Raw genomic sequence first — 19,939 nt, 5'->3', positions numbered from 1 at the left:
GGCCTTGTGATGCGCCAGCGCGTGACCGGGGTCGCGGCGGTAGCTGCGGCGTTCGTTGTCACTGTGTCTGGTTGCTCGGTCCTTCCCGCTGATGGTGGGTCGGTATTCGCCGCTCCGGTGTCGGGAACTTCTGCGCCTGGTGTGCAGGTCGATGAGGCACTGTCGGCGCTGGATCAGCTTGCGGTGAAGGGGCGTGCGCCGAAGACGGGGTATGCGCGCAGCGAGTTCGGGGTCGCGTGGACTGATACGAACACCGTTATGTGGGGCGGGAACTCGCTGAGTACTCGCGAGGACATATTGTCCCGTGACCTTGTGGACGTCACGTGCAAGGTCCGCTCGGGTGTGGTCTCGCCGCCGTGTGTGGTGCAGTCGGGAGTTCTTCACGATCCGTATACCGGGACGACGGTGAATTTCGTTCGTGGGGAGACGACTTCGCCGCTCGTCCCGATCGAGCATGTCGTCGCTCTTGGTGATTCGTGGCAGAAGGGCGCGCAGCAGTTGTCGGCCGCCGAGCGGATCGATCTGGCGAATGATCCGCTCAATCTCATCGCTACCACGCAGGCTCCGAACTCGGCGAAGAGTGATTCGGATGCCGCATCGTGGCTGCCGCCGAACAAGGCGTTCCGTTGTGCTTATGTGGCCCGTCAGGTCGCGGTCAAACTCCGGTATCGACTGTGGGTGACCCAGGCGGAGAAAGACGCGATCGCCACCGTCCTGTCGACGTGTCCCGGACAGGCGCTTCCCGCCGATGCCGAGGCAGCGGGTCGTGTTTCGTGAACGAGCGGCGAAATCGCTTACCCGCAGGGCGCTAGCCGGAGTCGGTGAATCGTCGCCGCAGCGCGAGGTTCTCGCCGTGGGCGACCGCGAGCGCCGTGCGCAGCTCGCCGACCTCTTCGGCGTGCCGCCGTTTGAGTTCCTTGAGCTGCGAGGACAGTGCTCTGACTGCGGACGGTGCAGACTGCTGTCCGGGTTCGGTCATCTGTTCCGGAGTTGTTCGGCGGTGCGACCGCCTGGTGCGGAGGTCGTTGATCTTCGTGCGCAGGTCGGGCTGGTTGTAGAGGAAGTCGGTGGAGACCTTGGCGCGGCGAGCGACGGCCGCGAAGGTGACCGGCTCGCCTGCATTGCTGAGTGCCAGCAGCGCCGCGTCCGCGCGGGCTCTGGTCTCGGTGTGGCGCGCTCGCGCTGCGGCGGTGAGGTGTTCGGGCACGGGCTGGTTCTCCTTGCTCTAGATGGTGGTTCCGGGGCCGCGAACGGCCTTGTCGGTGGCGGAGACGTCGTTGATCGAGAGCAGGATCCGGTTGAGCGAGTCGACCTCGATTTGGCGGCCGTGCAGCCAGATGTTCGTCTCGTCCATCGGGGCGCCGTACTTCGCGGTGAACACTGCTTGCCGGTGTTCGATCAGGGTTTCCGTGTCGGTGAGTTGGGTCCGCAACTGCGGGGCGTGAGTGGAGTCGGTGACGAATTTCGAGCAGGACAGGCAGGCGTTTCCCTTATCGCACAATTGTTTCGGTGGGAGCGTGCACCAGCCGTTGGGGAGGATGCGGTCGGCTCGCTTGTCGAGCTGGATCAGGTCGTAGAGGTCGGAGCTGTCGATCGAGGCGGTGCGGCCGTCGCGGGTGACTTTCTTGTATCGGAGGAATTCCTCCTCCATGGTCTGAGCGGAGGTCACGGCGTAGTGCAAGGTCATGTCCGGAGAGATGTGTCCGAAGTAGCGCATCACGACGTGCAGCGGCACTCCGGCGTTGATGAGGTTGGTCGCGGCGGTGTGCCGGAAGCGGTGTGTCTTGGAGACCGCGACCTGACGTCCGACGGAGTCTCTGATGTTGAGCAGGCTGGTGAGTCTGCTGAACCGCAGATGCATTGTCGGAAGCGGGTAAGGCTTGTCGCCCAGTCGGTTTCGGGTCGTGCGAAGGAACAGGTATTTTGGCGTGACGTCAGGGTTTCCGAAGTGTGCCATCATTTCTCGGGCGTGCTTTTGTTGGGCTCGGATGATCGTGACGATCTCCTCGTCCACGGGGATCGTGGGTGCGAGGTTCGATTCGATCTTGGTCTGTTGATACCGCATCCGGGCGACGAATCCCGCGCTGTCAGGATCACTGTCTGTGCGCGTGCGCAGGATCGGTTCGAGTGGGTCGAAGTCCATCATCAGCACCTCGTTGGCGCGACGTCCGGTGCGCAGCAGAAGCATCATGATGTGGAAGGCTTGCAGGTCGCCGAGTCCGCCCTCGTTCACGGGCTGTGCGAGCAGGCCGCTGCCTTCGGCGATCTGCGCCATGACATCGTCTTCGAGGACCATGCCGTCTGCCTTGACGTTGGCCAGGCGGGGCTTGTCCTCGGGGCGGAAGAGCACGCAGTGCTCGGGTCGCAGAGTGGCCCAGGCGCTGATGCCGAGTTCGGTGGCGGCTTCGTCCCGGTGGTCATACATGAACTGGTAGAACTGTTCGATCGCGGTCATGATCTGGCGGCGTGGGTTCGTCGCCAGCGGCTTGCCCGCGCGCGCCCCGGACTCGATGCGGTGTGCGAGGAGCAGGTCGCAGAAGCCGCGGATGAAGCCCCGCAGGCGGTGTGGATCGGTTGTCAGGCACGGGCCCTGATCGGCGGTGGTGTCGATGTAGCGTTGCAGCCATTTCAGAGCGTCCAGGCGCGATTTGATCGTGCTCCAGGAGTACCGTTCCGTGGTCAGGCCCGCCGAGAGCCAGTACTTCGCTCCCTCGCGCAACCACATGCTGGTCAGGTTGGTGAAGTGCATGGTCGTGCGACCTTGCGGTTCGTGGTCGCGTTGGGGCACCCTCGGGTCGAGGCTGGGGTTCCAGACGTTCAGCTCCCACCACGGGCCGCGGTGATAGGCGTATCCGAGCACGGCGGCCATGTGCCCGAGGCGGTAGGTGCCGCCTTTGAACGCAGACTCGCCGATCTTCTCACCGCGCATCTGAGCCTTCCGTGCGGATCTCACCCACTCGTCCGGCGAACGGTGCAGCAGCGATTGCGCCGACCGGCACTCGTCGTCGTGATGCATCGCGGCGCGCAGCAGGGTGAAGACGGCATTCGTCTCGATGACGCGGACGAAGTGACCCAGCTCGATACGCCGATGAATGATCCAGGCGATTTCCCAGGTCATCGGCTCCGGCAAACCGCGGAAGTTCAGGTAGCAGGAGGTCCAGCCCCCACCGACGTTTACTTCGCGGATCGCCGGTCGGTAGTGCGCCGGCATCGTCTTCTTGTCGAAGTGATCGCTGCGGCATTCTTCGGGCAGAGAGTCCCAGAGCCTGCGGGCGATGGTGAGGTCGAACATGTCCGCTAGTGCCAAGCCCGGATCGATCTGGTGCAGTCTCTTGGGGCTGCGCGACCAGGACGTGATTGCGGGATCTGTTGCTGGGCTAAGCATTCGGATACTCCCATCCGGCGACGTATTCGCGCCAGTTCGCTACCGAGGCCAGCTCGGCGTCCTCGGTGACGTGGCCGTAGATGTTCATCGTGGTCTGCACGCTCGCGTGGCCGAGGCGGCGACTGACGGTGTGGACGGGGCTCCCTGCCAGCAACAGCGCAGTGGCGTGGGTGTGCCGAAACCAGTGCGGTGTCATCAGGTTCGGGAAGTCGTTGTCGCGGTGCTTCATCGAGCGCAGGTGCGCATAGACCGACTCGGTGCGCAGCGGCGCGAACAGCGGGTTCCGCATCACGTTGCAGAAGATGTAGCTGCTGTCCCAATCATCGAGGGCCACATCGGCGCCTCGATCGCACAGCCACCACACGTAGTCGGCGTAGAGCCGATCGAGCCGCGACCCGATGTGGACCTCGCGCTCCCCGGACTTGGCGGACAGGCCGTGCGGGTGCACCCTGCTCACGATCGCGACCCGGGCGCTCTTGCCACCGATCCCGGTGATCCAGTCGCGGTGCTGCAACGAGAGGGCTTCACCGATCCGCATGCCCGATTCCGCCAGGACTGCCCACAGGAACCGATATCGCAGGTCACCTCGCCACTCCTCGAGCACCGGGTCGTAGCTGGCCTCGGCATCTTGGAGGGCGTCGATCGTGGTCGGCGTCAGAACCGGGATGGCCTTGCGGGCGGCGCGGATTCGGATAGTTGCGCGCTTCTGCGGCGCTCGCCTGGCCACGTGCTCGAGGAACGAGAGGTAGCGGCCCGATCGGACCTGGGCTTGCTTCCACAGGAACGGCGCAGCGTCTGTTCCGCTGTCGGCCTGGTAGCGGTAGAAACTCATCACCGCGCGCATGCGGAGGTTCACCGTGCTGTCGCTGAGCGTCGGTCGGGGGCGGAGTTCGCGGACCGGCGAGTCCAGCTCGCCGTAGCGCAGGGCAGAGATGAAGTCGCCGAAGTCGTGCAGCTTCACCGCATCCCACGATGTGCCGGTCACTTCCAGGAACGACCACCACTGGGCCAGGCTCTGTGCGTAGGCGCGGGTCGTGTTCGGCCGGAAGTCGATTTGCCGCCCGTACTCGAGGTATGCCTCGACCGGCTCAACGAGACCGAACGATCTGTCGATCACCGTCCAGGTCGTTGCACCGTCGCTGAGAGTGACACGTTGCGCTGTAGCCATCAGCCCGCTCCCGTTCGCCTGAACTCGAAGCTACGCCCGACCCTGCCTGATTCGATGCACCCGAACGGTGCGTGTCGGCGGTGTCATCGGCGTACCTCGCTGCCTGCAGATAACACCGTCGCCCACATATCCCGAATCCGTGGAAGGAAGCCCAGGATGATGTCAACGGCACTACCTACTAGCTACGGATTACATGTAGTCGCACTCTCGGACGCCTGGCAGAAGGGCGCACAACAGCTCGATACACAGACGCGAACCAATCTGGCCAACGACCCTCGAAACCTGCGCGCTGTCGACGGGCCCACGAACCAGAAGAAGTCGGATTCCGACGCGGCGTCGTGGCTGCCACCCAACAAGGCCTACCGCTGCCAGTACGTGACTGCCCAAGTGGAAGTCAAAGCGGCATACGGTTTGTGGGTCACCCAAGCCGAACACGACACCATCGCAGACATTCTCGCGACCTGCTGAACTCTTGCGATGATCAGCGGCCCTTGATCAGATACCGCACAATCGCCATTCCGAGCGCGAGGCCCACTACGGTGGCGAGCGCTGCAACCAGACCGTGACCGGTCAGTGCGACGAACACACCGGTGATGACTGCGACGACGGCAATGATCCCCGCGTCCACTCTGCTTTGACCACGTTCAGGCATGGCACTCTCTCGTGCCGTCTGGTCCGTCCGCTCCCCTCGTAGCGGACGGACCCAGCGGCAATCTGTCGAAATGCGCGAACTCCGGTGGCCTCACCGGGCTGACTTTGCGGGCGGTCCTGCGAGGCCGGCACGTCCCCCGGAGCCAACTCACATCGGTTCACGAAGTCCGTACCTTCGCAGAATATACCGATTGGTAGGTAATTACCGAGGGCTAAAGTCCCTGGTCATGGACTCATGCGACGAGTGGTCGGAAACTCGAGACGAACGAGCACATCCGCGAGGCGAGCGTTAGCCGAGATGGCAGAGGTCCGTGGCCACGGCCAGAGGCCCATCTGGAATCAGAGCGGCGACGTCTATGACCCGAAAAGTGATCCGAGATCCAACGATCCGACTGACGACACTCGCTTCCAATCAGCGCAATATGCGGTGGTGAAGCGAGAATCCGTCAAGAGAATCGTGACTGTCGCCGGTTCGAGGGTGCTTTCGAACTCGAGGACATTCAATTCACCATCGCCGTCGACTTTCGCTCGGCCGTATATGCACGGCATGTCAGCTGATACGGGCCCAGACGTCGTGTAGGTTCCCGGCAACACCTCCCACGGCACGTCGAACAGTCCGTGACCAGGAATCGTTCCCGGCGCTGCTGAGGCCGCAGACGTCCCGATCATTGCCACACCGACAGCTACTGCTGCAGCGGACGCGAGCAAACTAACCTTGCGCATTTTCCCTACCTTGTTCATACCTGAACCGCAGCGGCGAGTTCGAAGGCTTGTTGATGTAAGAACCCGCGGTTCGCGCAGTTCTTCAACTAACGGTAGTAAAAGGGCACCAGTTTTGGTGAGCTACCTTTTGTGGTTCTGGCCCGATTTCCGTGACGGAGACTCCCATTGAGAAGATCAGAGAACGCCGGCGTTGCGGCTCTCGGCATGATTCGAACCTGCCATTCCAGTATTCGATCACACACCCGCATTCGAGCCGAAACGTCGACGCTCCCCTGCCGTTTGGGTGACTCAGCCTCCGAGCGAGCCCGTCGGCAGCTTCGAGAAGATGTCCCCGAGGCTTCCGGTTCCACCAGGAGTTTCCGGTTCCGTCGGATCCACCGGCTCGACGACGATGACACCAGGCACGGTGACGGTCACGGTCTTGTCCGCAGATTCCGAAGAACTGAACTTCTTGGTACCCAAGAACTTTGCGGTGATGCGATGCTCGCCCTGGTCGCGGAACGGCCAGACCAGTTCTGCATGGCCATTGGAATCGACTGTGGCGCTGCCGATCTTCGTATCGCCGTCGAAGAACTCGACCGTTCCCTCACCCGGGTTCGGGTCGATACTCGCCGCAATCTTGACGTCTTCGCCCGTCAGTGCCTCCAGTGCGACAGCGACCATCGTCTCGGTCTGGTTGGTTTTGAAGACCTCGGTAGTCGAGAGGGCGCTGCGTCCCTCGCCCGCAGCAACACAATACCCAGCGGCATTGACCCACCGGGACTCACCGAAACTCATGCTCGTGTCTTTGATCTTGATGGTCGGGCTCGTCGCCCCGGCGCGCAGGTGCGTCGTCGCGTTTCCCTCGTCGGACCGAGCTTCGAGTTTCAATTCGACTGCCGGTAAACGAAAGTCCGTGTTGGCCTTGACTTGCAGTCCTTCCTTGGGCTTGTTGTCGTTCGCGCTCGGACCGTCGTTGACTGTCTTGTTGCCGGTACCGGTAATTCGCAGGTACTCACCCGCCGGGTTCGCGTTTCCGTCTGCGCCCACCCGGAGCAGCACCGCAGTCTCGCCGGTCAAGTTGGACGACGAATCACCGACGAGGGAGTACGAAACCAGGGTTGCCCCTTGCGGTAGTGCGATGTCGTACTTGATACGACCGGTGTCCGAATCCGAACTACGCATGGTGCCTGGATGCAATTTCACTGTGAACTGTTCGCCGGGACGCACGGACGTGGGCGCCGTTACCTCCATGTTGTCGGAGAACGACGAATCCCAATCGGTGGCGCCGTCGACCCGGCACTTGTGTTCGAAGGAAACTGTCCGCGTCACGGTATCGGAAGCCGCTGCCACCGGCGCGGACACAGCGAGGAGTCCGGCCGCGAGTGCTGGTACGACAGCGCAAACTGCCAGAGTGCGGGGGTTCATGTGTTGCCTTTCAGAAGAACTCGGCCATTGAAAGTTCAGTGAGGTAGGACCGTGATCACTTGCCACCGAGCGAACCCGTCGGCAGCTGCGGCAGAACGGACTCGAGGCTGCCGAGACCACCCGGGGTGCCCGGATCGGTCGGGTTGGGATCGACCGGACCTGTGGTGTCACCGGTCACCGTGAGTACGTGTGCCGCCGACGTGTACTTCGCCTCGTCTCCGGTAGCGGTGAATACTGCAGTCACGGACTTGGTACCCGCCTTACCGAAGGTGAGATCCAGGCGCGCAATACCGCGAACCACCGGCCGCGGGTCACCGACGGGTTTGCCGTCGACCATGAACTGTACTGTTCCCGTTGCGTTTTCCGGATCGACGTGAGAAGCAAAAGACACCTTGGTACCGGTCGCGGCGGTAGCCGGTCCTTCGAGCTTAGTCACGATGTCCGCGCCTGGCTCAGGATCAACGGGCCCCAGGTCCCCGTCGATCTTCGTGGATGCCAGGGCGCCGGCACCGGCATTGAGGGGGCCGGTCTCAGCGTCGCGCGGCGAGCAGGATGTGGGCGCCCAGATGGTTCCCGCGAGCCAGTGACTGACCTGAGGGAGGAAGGTCAAAAATGACTCCGGCCCACCGAAAGTACCTGCAGCACCCGAAGTCCGGACATTGGTTTCGACTGCGCCGGAAGGCCCGGCCTTTACGGTGATTCTGATCTTCGGAAAGACGATGTTCGTCTCGGCACCGGACTGAGCATTGATCGCCAGCCCACCGTGCGCACCCGACGACGATGACGGGCTGTTGCCGATCGCTTCGTTTGCGCCGGACAACCGGAGTATCGGACCGTCCGCTGCGGGAGTGCCGTCTTCGTTGACACGAATCACCGAAGCAGGTTTCCCGGCAATAACATTGCCCGGATCGGTGACCTTCGCCGAAACGAACTCCGCGTTGGTCGGAATCGGCAGATCGATCTTCAGACGCGAGATCTTCTTGACGCTTGCGCCGCTCACATCGTTCGGGATCTGGACGCTACCCGGATCCACGTCGATGTCGAAGACCTGACCTGGCGCGACTACCGTCGGAGCCGAAACCCGCACCGTAGCAGGCTTTCCGTCTGACGAAGGACCGGAGAACGCACTCGGAACTGCGCGGCACGTGACCTGGAACGTTGTCGACGTGGTTTCTGCAACGGGCGCCGCGGTTGCCGGAATCACGGCCACAGCGGTTCCACCGGCAAGGAGGCCGGTAAGGAGCGCAGCATTCAGTAGGCGTTTTGACATGATGTCCTCTCGGAACAACCTGATTGACGTTTGCCGCCGAACTGTAACGGAGCCAGCGCCCGAGTTGACCCGTTTTCAATAAACAAAACCCACACAGTAGGTAAATACTTGGTAAGAGTTGCCGGTCGTCACATCTGACCGCCGCCGCAGGCCTTTCCTCTCTCGATCAATCTCGCGATTCGAGATTCACTGCAGGGAAACACAATTCGACAGAAGTTCGCACCATAGCGAGATCTCCGGTCATACTCTACCCTTACAGGAGGGTAGAGTATGAGAACCTCGTCAGGACGGAATCTCATGGCAGTAACCATCGCTTCATCCACCAACGACAATTCGGTTCGGGCCGCGCTCCGGTCACCTCACCGTCTCAAAACGGAGGTTTTGGCCGGACTGGTCGTGGCGTTGGCACTGATTCCCGAGGCGATCTCGTTCTCGATCATCGCCGGCGTCGATCCGCGGGTAGGACTGTTCGCGTCGTTCACGATGGCAGTGACCATCGCCGTCGTCGGCGGACGACCCGCAATGATCTCCGCAGCTACCGGCGCCGTCGCACTGGTCGTCGCTCCACTGACGCGCGAGTACGGAATCGACTACCTGATTGCGACAGTCCTTCTGGCCGGCCTTCTCCAGATCGTGTTGAGCCTCCTGGGCGTCGCAAGGTTGATGCGCTTCATTCCGCGCAGCGTCATGGTGGGATTCGTCAACGCACTCGCCATCTTGATCTTCATCGCCCAACTCCCCCACCTGATCGATGTTCCGTGGCTCGTCTACCCACTCCTTGCAGTCGCACTTCTGATACTCGTATTCCTGCCGAAACTGACGAACTCCGTCCCGGCTCCACTGGTGGCAATCGTGCTACTGACAACCGCCACAGTCGTTTTCGCGTTCGATGTCCCCAACGTCGGCGACGAGGGCGAGCTTCCGTCGAGCCTACCGACGCTACTGTTCCCCGATGTCCCCCTGGACATGCACACACTGTCGATCATTGCGCCGTACGCATTGGCCATGGCGCTCGTCGGACTCCTCGAATCGTTGATGACGGCCAAGCTCGTCGACGACGTCACGGATACGCACTCGAACAAGACCCGAGAAGGGTGGGGCCAAGGCGTCGCGAACATCGTCACCGGCTTCTTCGGGGGCATGGGAGGGTGCGCGATGATCGGCCAGACCATGATCAACGTCAAGGTCTCCGGCGCTCGCACTCGAATCTCGACTTTCCTGGCGGGCGTGTTCTTGCTGATACTCGTCGTCGGCCTCGGCGATGTGGTGGCGTTGATTCCCATGGCCGCATTGGTGGCCGTCATGATCATGGTCTCGGTCGGCACTTTCGATTGGCACAGCATCAATCCGAAGACCCTGCGCCGCATGCCGATCGGCGAGACAGTGGTCATGTTGGTCACCGTGGCAGTCACCGTCGCGACCCACAATCTTGCCTACGGCGTGATCGTCGGAGTGATCACCGCGATGGTCATCTTCGCTCGCCGCGTCGCGCATCTCACCGAAGTGATCGACGTCGCGCATCCGGACGAGGACACCCGTGTCTATGCGGTTCGAGGCGAACTGTTCTTCGCATCCAGCAACGATCTGATCTACCAGTTCGACTACGCCGGCGACCCGAAGAACATTGTCATCGATCTGTCCGAGTCTCATGTCTGGGACGCGTCGACCGTCGCGACACTGGACGCCATCACCACCAAGTACGCGGCCAGAGGCAAGAATGTCGAGATCGTGGGGCTCGACGACGCATCGGCCGAGCGCCACCTGCGCCTGTCCGGTCGCCTGGGTGACGGTCACTGAGAGTATGGAGGCCCAGCGCGAGGAAAGTGGGAGTGATGTCTGAGCCGGAACATGCGGGCCAAGGGCCGAACATGCAGATCGGACAGGTTGCCGAACGCACCGAACTGTCGATCAAGACGATTCGTCATTACGACGAGGTCGGTCTGGTTACTCCGTCCGAGCGGAGCGCCGGAGGATTCCGCCTCTATACCGAGGCCGATGTCCAACGGCTACTGGTAATCCGACGAATGAAGCCGCTCGGATTCAGTCTCGAAGAAATGAAACAACTTCTCGATTCTCTGGCAGTGCTCGGCGACGAAGCTTCGGACGCGTCAACGCGCACCGCTGCAACCGAATTCGTCACCGACTGCCACACCCGGGCGGAAGAAAGCTGCACACACTTACGTAAGCAACTCGCCTACGCCGAAGAGCTGACGGGTTTGCTCGCCGACCACAGTCTCAACGGTGAACGGCATTCGTGATCTGCAAGCTGAACTAAGCTGAGTTGATGGCCCGATACTTCGACGTTCACCCGGAAAACCCGCAGCCGCGCGCGATCAGCCAGATCGTCGAAATGCTGCGCAACGACGCGGTCATCGCCTACCCCACCGACTCCTGCTACGCCCTGGGCGCCCGAATGGACAATCACTCGGGCACCGATCGGATCCGCGAGATCCGTCATCTGCGTTCGGACCATCACTTCACGCTGGTCTGTGCCGATTTCGCGCAGCTCGGGCACTTCGTCCACGTCACCAACTCGGCGTTCCGCGCGGTGAAAGCGGCTACGCCTGGGCAGTACACGTTCATCCTTCCCGCCACGAAGGAAGTTCCGCGTCGGCTGGCACACGCCAAGAAGAAGACCGTCGGAGTGCGTATCCCCAGCCACCCGGTAGTGCGGGCACTCTTGCAAGAGTTGGGTGAACCCATCCTCTCCAGCACCCTTCTCCTGCCCGGCGCCGAGGAACCGATGACGGACGGCTGGCAGATCAAGGAAGAACTCGACCACCAACTCGACGCCGTCATCGACTCGGGTGACTGCGGAACCGAACCCACCACAGTCGTCGACTATTCGTCCGGTGTTCCCGAAATCGTGCGGGTCGGCGCGGGAGATCCTTCTCGTTTCGAATGATCCCCCGCCCGGGCCACATCATGGAGTCGACCAGTCACGGCGTGACGATATCGAACCACAGATCGAAGTCCTCCAGCAGCGAGATGAACGTCTCCAGTTCGGACTGATCTCCCACAGCTTTTGCCGTTCCGGCCTTGATGGATTCGGTGAGCGAGGTCGTTCCCAGATACACCTCGTTGAACACGGCACGGGTCAAGGTCAGAGTCAGGGCGGCCGAAGCATCTGCCTTGTCCATGTCGTAGTTCAGCACGCCGTTGCGCACTGTGACCAGGACGTTGTCCGCGGTGTCGGACAATACGAATCGCAACGACAGGTCTACATCGGCTGCTTTGGGACCGTCGAGGCGAACTGCCCAGAAATCCAGCATCTGTTCGAGCGGCATCACTGCGACCACGGCCGGGCCGGTGGGGTTGTTGGACGGCATCGGTGCCAGCGGATGCCGCAATTCCATCGCTCCGACCAGGTAGAAGTTGCGCCACGTTCCGTTCTCGGCTTGGTAGCCGAGTTGTTCGTACGTGTCCGCCAACAACTCTCGCGCATTCTGATTACTCGGATCGGCGAACACCAGATGGTTCACCAACTCCGCGGCCCAGCGGTAGTCGCCGTCGTCGAACGCCTGCTTGCCCTTGGTCAGAAGTGCGTCCGGCCCGCCGACGGCTTCGACGTAGCGCTTGCCGTTCTCCACCGGCGGATGGGGATTGAGGTGAGCGGGAACGCCGTCGAACCAACCGAGATAGAAGGTGTAGATCGCTTTGACGTTGTGACTGAGCGAGCCGTAGTACCCACGGTTGTACCACTGCTTTCCGATCGCGTCGGGTACCTCGATCTGGTCGGCAATCTCTACCGGTGTCAGTCCCTTGTTGGCAAGGCGCAACGTCTGATCGTGCAGATACTTGTACAGATCTGCCTGATCCGACATCAGCTTCAAGATCTTGTCGTTACCCCACGTGGGCCAATGATGCTGCGCAAAGATGATTTCGACGTCGGGGAACAGTTCCATTGCCAGACGCACGTAGTGCGACCACGCTTTGGCGTCGCGAGTCTTGGCGCCGCGCAACGTGTATAGATTGTGCATCGTGTGCGTGACGTCCTCAGCTGACCCGAGCGCCTTGAAATCTGGTAAATAGAAGAGCATTTCGGATGGCGCTTCGGTTCCCGGCGCGAGCATGAACGTCACGCGCACACCGTCGATGACCTCTTCGTGCACCGGTTCGGTGATGACGTCGGTAGGCACGGCGAACGTCGAAGTGCCGTGCGAAGTGGACAGGCCGAGACCACCGGATACCTGCCCTTGTGGCCCCGGACGCAGGAACGATCCGTACATGTACATTCCGCGACGTGTCATTGCCGTGCCGGCAAGTACGTTCTCGGAAATCGCTTCCTCCGTGAAACTGTCTGGTGCGTAGACCTTTACGGCACCGGACTCGATCTCTTCGTCGGTGACAAATCCTTTGACACCGCCGAAGTGATCGCCGTGGGAGTGCGTGAAGATGATTGCCTTGACCGGAACCTTCGGGCGGTGCTGGTAGTACAACTCCAGCGCGAGAGCGGCTGTTTCCGCGGACATCAGAGTGTCACCGATGATCAACCCGGTGTCGCCCTCGATGATCGTCGTGTTCGACAAGTCCTGGCCGATCACCTGGTACAGACGATCAGCCAGCTTGAACAGTCCACCGCCCTTTCCCATCAAAGTGGCTTGGCGCCACAGACTCGGGTTGACGGTATCCGGTGCATCGCCGTCGGCGAACCCGTAGGCGTCGTACGAGAAGATGAACTGCCCTTTGTCACCTTTGACCAGTCCGCCATCGATGAGCGGTGCCACGAGACCTCGAGAAATCAGTTCGAAGTCGAAGGTGTCGTCGAAAGGAAGGTCACGGAGAACCTGGGCATTTGCCAGGCGAGTCGCTTCGGTGGCGGGCTTGGGGTCGAGTTCGGACGGTGTAGTCATCTTCTCTTACGCTCCTCGGGAACTCGCGGTGACCTGTGTCGGGATATCGGTTCATCCTCGATTCCCACGCAGCCCTCGCGCATCACCCGGAAGGGATGATCAGGTGGCCCGTCCAGCAATCAACAGCGCAACGACGAACTCACGCACCAACGTCCGCTCGTCGTTCTCGTCCGCCCCCGGCACCATGAGCAGCGAGAGGATCACCCGCACGATCCAGCGTGCCCGCGACGCTGTGCCTGCTCCGAGTTCACCGAGCATCGCGACACCAAGTCCGTTGATGACGTCGGACGAATTGGCGAGTTCACCGGCAAGACTCGCATCGCCCGGGGCGAACCATGCAGCCAACGTCGGAGTGCTGCGCACCGCGGAGACTGCGGTGAGTATGGCCGTCTCCAGACGCTCACTCGGATCGTCGATGGTCGCTACCGATTCCGCGATCGCAGTTCCCAGCCTGCGAGCTTCGCGGTGAACGAACGCAATGTGAAGAGCCTGCCGATTCTCGAAGTACCGATACAAGGTGGCTCGGGAACATCCTGCAGCAGAGGCTATCTCCGCCATACCGACCGCGTTGACGCCTTTCTCGACGAACAATTGTGCCGCACTGTCGAGGATCTTCTCGGCTGCCGCCAAGGCGCGCCCCTCGCCGAGCCAGTCGTTGCTCATGGCCGAGTCACCGACATCGGAGCCGAGAGCGGACGGCGCACGTAGTTGCCCGGCGCGTATTGCATCGCGTCGATGTCGACATGGAAGTCGGGAATCCGGGAAAGCAACTCTTCCAAAGCAACTCGCGCCTGCATTCGAGCTGCCGACGCGCCCAGACAATGGTGGGCGCCATGGCTGAAGGTGAGGATCTTCTGCGGTCGACGCAAGACGTCCAACTCCGCCGCGTCGGGTCCGTACTTCTCGGGATCACGATTGGCCGCACCGTACATCAGCAGAACCTTACGTCCTGCCGGAATCACTTTGCCACCCAAGGCCACATCTCGCGTCGTGGTGCGTGCCAGTCCTTGGACCGGCGAGGTGAGTCGAAGCAACTCGTCGACCGCGTCGGTGATCAATGCGGGATCGTCCAGCAGGATCTGACGCTGGTCGAGGCGTTCGGTCAGCATCGCCACCGAACCACCCAGCATTCCTGTCGTGGTGTCGTTTCCCCCGGCCACCATGGTGAAGGCGAAGCCCAGAATCGACAGCAGGCCGGACATGTCGCCGTCTTCACCGAGTCCAGCGGCGAGTAGGTGCGAAATCGTGTCGTCATCCGGTTCGACCTTGCGGCGTTCGATCAGCGAAGCGAAGTACATCATCAGCTCACCGGTGGCGGCCTGCGCCGTCGTCGCTGCCGCGGCCACACCACCTGCCGAATTGGCAGCGACAATGGCTTCGGTCCAGCCGTCGAACTGGTCACGGTCCGATTCCGGCACACCCAGATAGTGTGCGACAACCATAGACGGCAACGGTTTGAAGAGCTCGACGACGATATCGCCGCTGCCACGCGCTTTCAGCGCCTCGATTCGTTCGACGACAAATTCGCGAACCATCGGCTCGACCGCCGATACCTGACGCGGAGTGAAACCCTTCGACACCATGCGCCGGAACTCCGACTGCACTGGCGGATCCTGCATCACGAACGGCGGATTGTCCTGCATCCCGATCTGTTCGAGTTCACCGTAGACAGTGGTCAATCCCTTTGCCGACGAATACGTCTCGTAGTCGCGAGCGGCGTTGTAGACGTCTTCGTGACGGGTGAGCACCCAGTAGTCGTCCTGCGGCGCAGCTTCCGGCACAACGTTGTGCACCGGGTCGTTCTCGCGCAATGCGTCGTACATGGCCCAGGGCGAACGCCAGGACTCCCCGGTGGAAGGTACAAACCGTGGCGAATGTGACACAGAAGTTGTCATGACTCGACTATGAGACAAATTGCCAAATGTGTCAACGTTCTACGATCAACCGTTCCCACGAGCAGCATTGAGTAACTCGCATCCACGCAGAGCACTATCGTGTGTCGGGTGATCACGGATCCGAAGAATCATCCGAACAGCTCTGACGCCGGGCGCCGCGCCGTGGTTGCGGTCCTGCTCCCCCGCGAACATCTCCCCTTCATCAGGGACTGGTGCCTGCACCACATCGAGCAAGGCTGGGAGGTTGTTCTCTACGACAACACCGGTTCCGTCGGGTCCACCCGCAAGACAAGCGCATTCAGTCTCAACCGTTGGCACGGCCGCAGCGAGGACAAGAGAGGCAACTCTTACGGCGCCTTCACCCGATCGATGTCGGACAGTGAAGTTCAGGTCGCATTCCGCAAAGAACTGCACGACCTTCCGGTGACGATCGTCGACTGGCAACCGCGCGACGCGGACGGTCGGATCGTGCACGGACAGGTAGAGGCGTACGTCGATTACGTGAGCCGGTACCGCGACACCGTCGCATGGGCAGCATTCGTCGACGCCGACGAATACCTCCAACACGCACCAGGATTGGACTGGGAGGTTCTACTTGCCGGCGTTACTCAAGCGGGTTCGCACCGCGTCGTTCTCGATGCTCTGGTCTACGAATCCAGGTGGACGCGCGACGGGCAATTGCGAGACGTCGAGGAATTGAAATGCCTTGGGCTACAGAGCCATGGTTGCAAGAACATACTGGAGCTGTCGGAGATTTTGCGAGCAGACGTCCACTGGGGATGGAAGACAAGCGAACCGGACAGCCTGGTGCGGCCCGACCGATCCCTCTTCTACTTCCGCCATTACCGCGGTTCGGAGGCGGCACTCGACTTCACTCCGCTGCCGAACTTCGGGCCCCAGGTCCACGAAGAAGGTGTGGATGTGCCGGCAAAGATCGACGTATCACAAAAATGAATGTGCCTGCAAGACACAGGTATTCATCTGCAGGCAAACCTCCGGCCCGCATCCACGAAGGCAATACCTTCAGAATGCGGGCCGGGGGCCGTAAATCCGGTTCAGCGAAGCAATCAAGCCTTCGGCTGCGAGCTTCCTGCGCCACCAATTGCGCCGAGAAGACCTGCAACTGCGCCGATGCCGACGAGAACGCCGCCCAGGCCTGCAATGATCTTCTGGAAGTCGCCGAGAGTTGCGAGGTCCGTCTTGCTGCTGCCAGTGGTGAATGCCATGTCTAGCTCCTCATCATGGAATGTGTACGCGGTCCGCGCGCCCGGTATGTAACGGCGCTCACAATATACGTAAGACGACCGAAATTTGAAGCGGTGCCGCTGAGTGGGACGTAACTCACATCTCATCCAGCGGGAACCCACGAGTAACAATGCGCGATTCGGACAACGCTTCGGGAACCGTTGAATGACGAGCAGGAGAACAGCAGTGGGCAAGTTGGATGGAAAAGTGGCCCTGATCACTGGCGCAGGGCAAGGCGTCGGCCAGGGAGTTGCGTTTGCGCTCGCCAAGGAGGGCGCTTCCGTCGCGGTCGCGGGCCGCACTGAGTCGAAACTCGTCGTCACATGTAACGAGATCGCCGAACGCGGAGGCCGTGCCGAACCGGTGCTCATGGATATCGCCGACGCGGATTCCATCACCGGAGCCGTGGCGCGAACGGTGGAACTGTTCGGCGGCGTCGACATTCTGATCAACAACGCCAGCCTCAACCCGCTCGGCAACGTCCTCGACCTCACTCCGGAGCGCCTTGCCGACGGATTGACGTCCGGCCCCGTCGCGACTCTGCGAACCATGCAAGCCTGTTACCCGTTCATGAAGGAGCGCGGCGGCGGGGCAATCATCAACATGGTCAGCTCCGTGGCCGTCCGCTGGGACGCTGCCGGCTACGGCGGCTACGCGGCCGTGAAGGAATCCGTCCGAGCCCTCAGTCGCGCGGCAGCATGCGAATGGGGCGTCGACGGGATCCGGGTCAACGCGGTTGCTCCCCACGCGTCGTCGCCGGGGCTGCAGCGGTGGGCAGATGCACGCCCGGAGGAGGCTGCCGCCTTTGTTGCCGGGATTCCGCTACGGAGGATCGGCGACTGCGAAACGGACATCGGAACCGCGGTGGCTTTCCTGGTCGGCCCGGATGCCGCGTATCTGACTGGAGCAACAATTCCGCTCGACGGTGGTCAGTCGCGCTGGGGCTGAGAGCTGGCGTCGTCGAAGGCAAGCACCGCCGACTTGGCTTCGGCGATCGGGCGGCGGAAAACGAAACCGACCAGAACGGATGCCAAAACCAACGCGGCCAGCACTATGAGCCCGACCATCCACCACATGGTTTTCAGTATGCCCGAACCGACCTCCGCCGGACGCGCGCCACGGCCGCCGGACAGCGATGACAACCGCGAAAAGTGCTGAACACCAGTCAAATTCGGTTTTGCCCGTTTCCTGAGCTTCCTGAGAATCCGTGATCGATGACACATATTCGGATCTCGAACCGGAACGAGTGCGTGACTACGACGACACCTCGGTGCATCCTGGCAGGTATGGAATCCGCTGTTTCGGCCCAACTCACCGACGGAAGCACCCTCACACACCCGTGGGGCGGGACAAGCAACATCACCGATCTCGGCGGTGACGTTCACTGGATCGACTTCGGCGGTCCCAGCGGAGCGCCGCCCATCGTGCTCGTTCACGGTCTGGGCGGCTCGCACCTGAACTGGGTGCGGGTGGCACCGGCGCTGGCGGCGCGCACGCGCGTGTACGCACTTGACCTCGCTGGATTCGGACTCACCTCTGCCCGTGGGCGACACACCGGCGTCGACGCCAACGCAGTACTTCTGAATCGCTTTCTCGACGCAGTGGTGGGTGAGCCCGCCGTCCTGTTCGGCAATTCCATGGGCGGAATGGTCTCGGCAATGTCGACCCATGCCAGTCCCGAATCAGTCGCCGGCCTGGTGCTGGTGGATCCGGCGCTCCCCCTGCCCGTCCAACTTCCCGATCTGACCGTCGCCGCCCAATTCGCGCTCTACTCGATGCCGTACGTCGGTGAGCAGGTTCTCGGCTTCGGACGCCGAAAGATGTCAGACCGGCAGTTGGCCGCTCAGATGACCAGATTGTGTTTTGCCGATCCGACGCGAGCCGACCCCGCGGTCCTCGACGCGGGCGCTGCCTTGACGGCGATTCGCCGCAACGAACCTACCCAGGATGCCGAATTCCTTCAGGCAGCACGGTCACTGCTGATGACCCTCGCCCGTCCTGCCTCCTATCGAAAGACATTGCGAGAGATCACGACTCCGACGCTCCTGATGCACGGCGATCGCGATCGGCTTGTCCCAGTCGAGGCCGCACGGGCAGCCGCTGCTGCACATCCACACTGGACCACCATCATTCTCGGCGACACCGGCCACACCCCACAATTGGAGATTCCGGACGAGTTCACCCGTCATGCGCTCGCGTGGCTCGATCGCACGGGGCTGATCAGGAGCTGACACGTACCAACACTCCCCGGTGGAACGCCCTTGCCGATCGAGCAAGTGCCCCATCAACTTCGGAGTATCAAGAACGATTCGGCGGTCGTCTACGTTGGCAGGTCCGGCCCACCGGGGAACGCGAAACGGACACATACCCCAAAGCTCTCGAACCCTGGGAATGTGTCGGGGTACGCGCGTAGCGTGAGATTCAGGCCTTCCTCGGCCAAGCATTTCCGCGTCCCCTGCTTGTGTATCCGTTTCGGTTAAGGAGAGTTTTCAGATGCCCGCACGCACAGCGCTCGACGGAACACCCTGTTGGATCGACCTCACCAGCTCCGACACCGAGGTTGCCAAATCCTTCTACACCAACGTGTTCGGCTGGCAGGCTGACACAAACGACGACCCGCAGTACGGCGGCTACGCGATCTTCAGCAAAGACGGGCAGCCCATCGCCGGGCTCGGACCCCAGCAGGAGGGAAACCCCTACGGCAACGTGTGGACCACCTACATCTCCTCGACTGATGCGGCAGCGTCGGCGTCCAAGGCCCAAGCCGCGGGCGGAACGATCATGATGCCGTCGATGCAGGTCGGTCCTCAGGGCAGCATGGCGATCGTGGGCGATCCGGCCGGTGCCGTCGTCGGCATCTGGCAGGCAGATCAGCATCACGGCTTCGGTTTGGTCGGCGAGGCCGGAGCGCCGGTCTGGCACGAGACCTTGTCCAAGAACTACGCCGCGGTCCTGCCGTTCTACACCGACGTGTTCGGCTGGACTTACGAGTCGATCGGTGACAGCGACGAGTTCCGGTACTCACAGGCCAAGCAGGGTGACACCGTCGTCGCCGGTTTGATGGATGCCAGCTCGTTCCTCCCGGCAGAGGCGCCGTCGTTCTGGCAGGTGTACTTCGGGGCGGACGACACCGATGCGGCCGTCGCCAAGGTCGTCGAATTCGGCGGCAGCGTCTTGCGCGATCCCGAGGACACGCCCTTCGGTCGTCTCGCGTCGGTGGCCGATCCACTAGGTGCCAAGTTCCAGATCTCCACGATCATGGAATGAATCTCCGCGCGGAGGCCGCACCGGTCCGCGGTCTCTGCGCGCTGATCATCTGGAAAGTCCGGATTTGACCGCACA

General features: G+C 61.9%; 20 protein-coding genes and 1 pseudogene. 9 read left to right on the top strand and 12 right to left on the bottom strand.

Features of this window, described 5'->3' with window-relative positions:
* Positions 1-9: 9 nt before the first annotated feature.
* Positions 10-777, top strand: a complete 768-nt coding sequence (locus BH682_RS05605; RefSeq protein ID WP_021334716.1) for an HNH endonuclease family protein — start codon at positions 10-12, stop codon at positions 775-777.
* A gap of 31 nt (positions 778-808) precedes the next feature.
* On the opposite strand, the gene BH682_RS05600 is transcribed toward BH682_RS05605, so the two are convergent.
* The 3 genes from BH682_RS05600 to BH682_RS05590 are packed head-to-tail and all read right to left on the bottom strand — an operon-like array spanning position 809 to position 4,553.
* Complete coding sequence (locus BH682_RS05600) at positions 809-1,207, bottom strand: DUF6262 family protein (RefSeq protein ID WP_021334717.1); 399 nt, start codon at positions 1,205-1,207, stop codon at positions 809-811.
* A gap of 18 nt (positions 1,208-1,225) precedes the next feature.
* On the bottom strand, positions 1,226-3,385 hold the full coding sequence (locus BH682_RS05595; RefSeq protein ID WP_080656790.1) for a tyrosine-type recombinase/integrase: 2,160 nt from the start codon (positions 3,383-3,385) through the stop codon (positions 1,226-1,228).
* The gene (locus BH682_RS05590) at positions 3,378-4,553 is read right to left on the bottom strand and encodes a tyrosine-type recombinase/integrase (RefSeq protein WP_021334719.1); all 1,176 of its coding nucleotides are present in this window, start codon (positions 4,551-4,553) and stop codon (positions 3,378-3,380) included. The genes BH682_RS05595 and BH682_RS05590 overlap by 8 nt, the downstream gene beginning before the upstream one ends.
* 192 nt (positions 4,554-4,745) lie before the next feature.
* Here BH682_RS05590 and BH682_RS05585 point away from each other — a divergent pair.
* Positions 4,746-5,018, top strand: a pseudogene (locus tag BH682_RS05585) (HNH endonuclease family protein); the annotation flags it as partial.
* Positions 5,019-5,034: 16 nt separating this feature from the next.
* Here the strand turns inward: BH682_RS05585 and BH682_RS36315 are convergent.
* From BH682_RS36315 to BH682_RS05570, 4 genes are all read right to left on the bottom strand, one after another.
* On the bottom strand, positions 5,035-5,205 hold the full coding sequence (locus tag BH682_RS36315; protein WP_007734610.1) for a hypothetical protein: 171 nt from the start codon (positions 5,203-5,205) through the stop codon (positions 5,035-5,037).
* Positions 5,206-5,558: 353 nt separating this feature from the next.
* Positions 5,559-5,927: a hypothetical protein gene (locus tag BH682_RS05580; protein ID WP_029537646.1), complete on the bottom strand. Its 369-nt coding sequence runs from the start codon at positions 5,925-5,927 to the stop codon at positions 5,559-5,561.
* A 288-nt stretch (positions 5,928-6,215) separates the two neighbouring features.
* Complete coding sequence (locus BH682_RS05575; protein ID WP_075832373.1) at positions 6,216-7,334, bottom strand: Ig-like domain-containing protein; 1,119 nt, start codon at positions 7,332-7,334, stop codon at positions 6,216-6,218.
* A gap of 55 nt (positions 7,335-7,389) precedes the next feature.
* On the bottom strand, positions 7,390-8,604 hold the full coding sequence (locus BH682_RS05570; protein WP_075832371.1) for an Ig-like domain-containing protein: 1,215 nt from the start codon (positions 8,602-8,604) through the stop codon (positions 7,390-7,392).
* Positions 8,605-8,901: 297 nt separating this feature from the next.
* Here BH682_RS05570 and BH682_RS05565 point away from each other — a divergent pair, with 297 nt between their 5' ends.
* From BH682_RS05565 to BH682_RS05555, 3 genes are read left to right on the top strand one after another with little or no spacing between them, the layout of a single operon-like run.
* Complete coding sequence (locus BH682_RS05565; RefSeq protein ID WP_087503809.1) at positions 8,902-10,401, top strand: SulP family inorganic anion transporter; 1,500 nt, start codon at positions 8,902-8,904, stop codon at positions 10,399-10,401.
* A 35-nt stretch (positions 10,402-10,436) separates the two neighbouring features.
* Positions 10,437-10,862 (top strand): MerR family transcriptional regulator, encoded by a 426-nt coding sequence (locus BH682_RS05560; protein WP_007734605.1) that lies wholly within the window; start codon positions 10,437-10,439, stop codon positions 10,860-10,862.
* A gap of 26 nt (positions 10,863-10,888) precedes the next feature.
* Positions 10,889-11,509 carry an L-threonylcarbamoyladenylate synthase gene (locus BH682_RS05555; protein WP_003945756.1) on the top strand — a complete coding sequence of 207 codons (621 nt, stop codon included), beginning with the start codon at positions 10,889-10,891 and terminating at the stop codon, positions 11,507-11,509.
* Between the two features lie 34 nt (positions 11,510-11,543).
* Here the strand turns inward: BH682_RS05555 and BH682_RS05550 are convergent, their stop codons facing one another.
* The 3 genes from BH682_RS05550 to BH682_RS05540 form a co-directional block, all read right to left on the bottom strand.
* Positions 11,544-13,457, bottom strand: coding sequence for an alkyl/aryl-sulfatase (locus BH682_RS05550; RefSeq protein ID WP_075832367.1), 1,914 nt, complete (start codon positions 13,455-13,457; stop codon positions 11,544-11,546).
* A gap of 99 nt (positions 13,458-13,556) precedes the next feature.
* Complete coding sequence (locus BH682_RS05545; protein ID WP_042452540.1) at positions 13,557-14,120, bottom strand: TetR/AcrR family transcriptional regulator; 564 nt, start codon at positions 14,118-14,120, stop codon at positions 13,557-13,559.
* The gene (locus BH682_RS05540; RefSeq protein WP_075832365.1) at positions 14,117-15,352 is read right to left on the bottom strand and encodes a cytochrome P450; all 1,236 of its coding nucleotides are present in this window, start codon (positions 15,350-15,352) and stop codon (positions 14,117-14,119) included. Before BH682_RS05540 ends, BH682_RS05545 begins: the two co-directional genes overlap by 4 nt.
* A 108-nt stretch (positions 15,353-15,460) precedes the next feature.
* On the opposite strand from BH682_RS05540, the gene BH682_RS05535 reads away from it, so the two are divergent.
* Positions 15,461-16,306, top strand: a complete 846-nt coding sequence (locus tag BH682_RS05535; protein ID WP_075832363.1) for a hypothetical protein — start codon at positions 15,461-15,463, stop codon at positions 16,304-16,306.
* A 113-nt stretch (positions 16,307-16,419) separates the two neighbouring features.
* On the opposite strand, the gene BH682_RS35840 is transcribed toward BH682_RS05535, so the two are convergent.
* Positions 16,420-16,578, bottom strand: coding sequence for a hypothetical protein (locus tag BH682_RS35840; RefSeq protein ID WP_156423205.1), 159 nt, complete (start codon positions 16,576-16,578; stop codon positions 16,420-16,422).
* A gap of 205 nt (positions 16,579-16,783) precedes the next feature.
* Between BH682_RS35840 and BH682_RS05530 the strand changes: the two genes are divergently transcribed.
* On the top strand, positions 16,784-17,545 hold the full coding sequence (locus tag BH682_RS05530; RefSeq protein ID WP_042452547.1) for an SDR family NAD(P)-dependent oxidoreductase: 762 nt from the start codon (positions 16,784-16,786) through the stop codon (positions 17,543-17,545).
* On the opposite strand, the gene BH682_RS05525 is transcribed toward BH682_RS05530, so the two are convergent.
* Entirely contained in the window at positions 17,527-17,739 is a 213-nt protein-coding gene (locus tag BH682_RS05525; protein ID WP_223304495.1) for a hypothetical protein, read from the bottom strand. The genes BH682_RS05530 and BH682_RS05525 overlap by 19 nt on opposite strands.
* 144 nt (positions 17,740-17,883) lie before the next feature.
* Here BH682_RS05525 and BH682_RS05520 point away from each other — a divergent pair, with 144 nt between their 5' ends.
* Together BH682_RS05520 and BH682_RS05515 are read left to right on the top strand one after the other, a co-directional pair.
* Positions 17,884-18,828, top strand: a complete 945-nt coding sequence (locus BH682_RS05520) for an alpha/beta fold hydrolase (RefSeq protein WP_065456078.1) — start codon at positions 17,884-17,886, stop codon at positions 18,826-18,828.
* A gap of 262 nt (positions 18,829-19,090) precedes the next feature.
* Positions 19,091-19,864: a VOC family protein gene (locus tag BH682_RS05515; protein WP_042452552.1), complete on the top strand. Its 774-nt coding sequence runs from the start codon at positions 19,091-19,093 to the stop codon at positions 19,862-19,864.
* Positions 19,865-19,939: the final 75 nt, after the last annotated feature.

The sequence above is a fragment of the Rhodococcus sp. YL-1 genome, from assembly GCF_001942025.1.
Classification (GTDB): domain Bacteria; phylum Actinomycetota; class Actinomycetes; order Mycobacteriales; family Mycobacteriaceae; genus Rhodococcus_F; species Rhodococcus_F qingshengii.
This window is presented reverse-complemented; position numbering and strand designations above follow the sequence as displayed.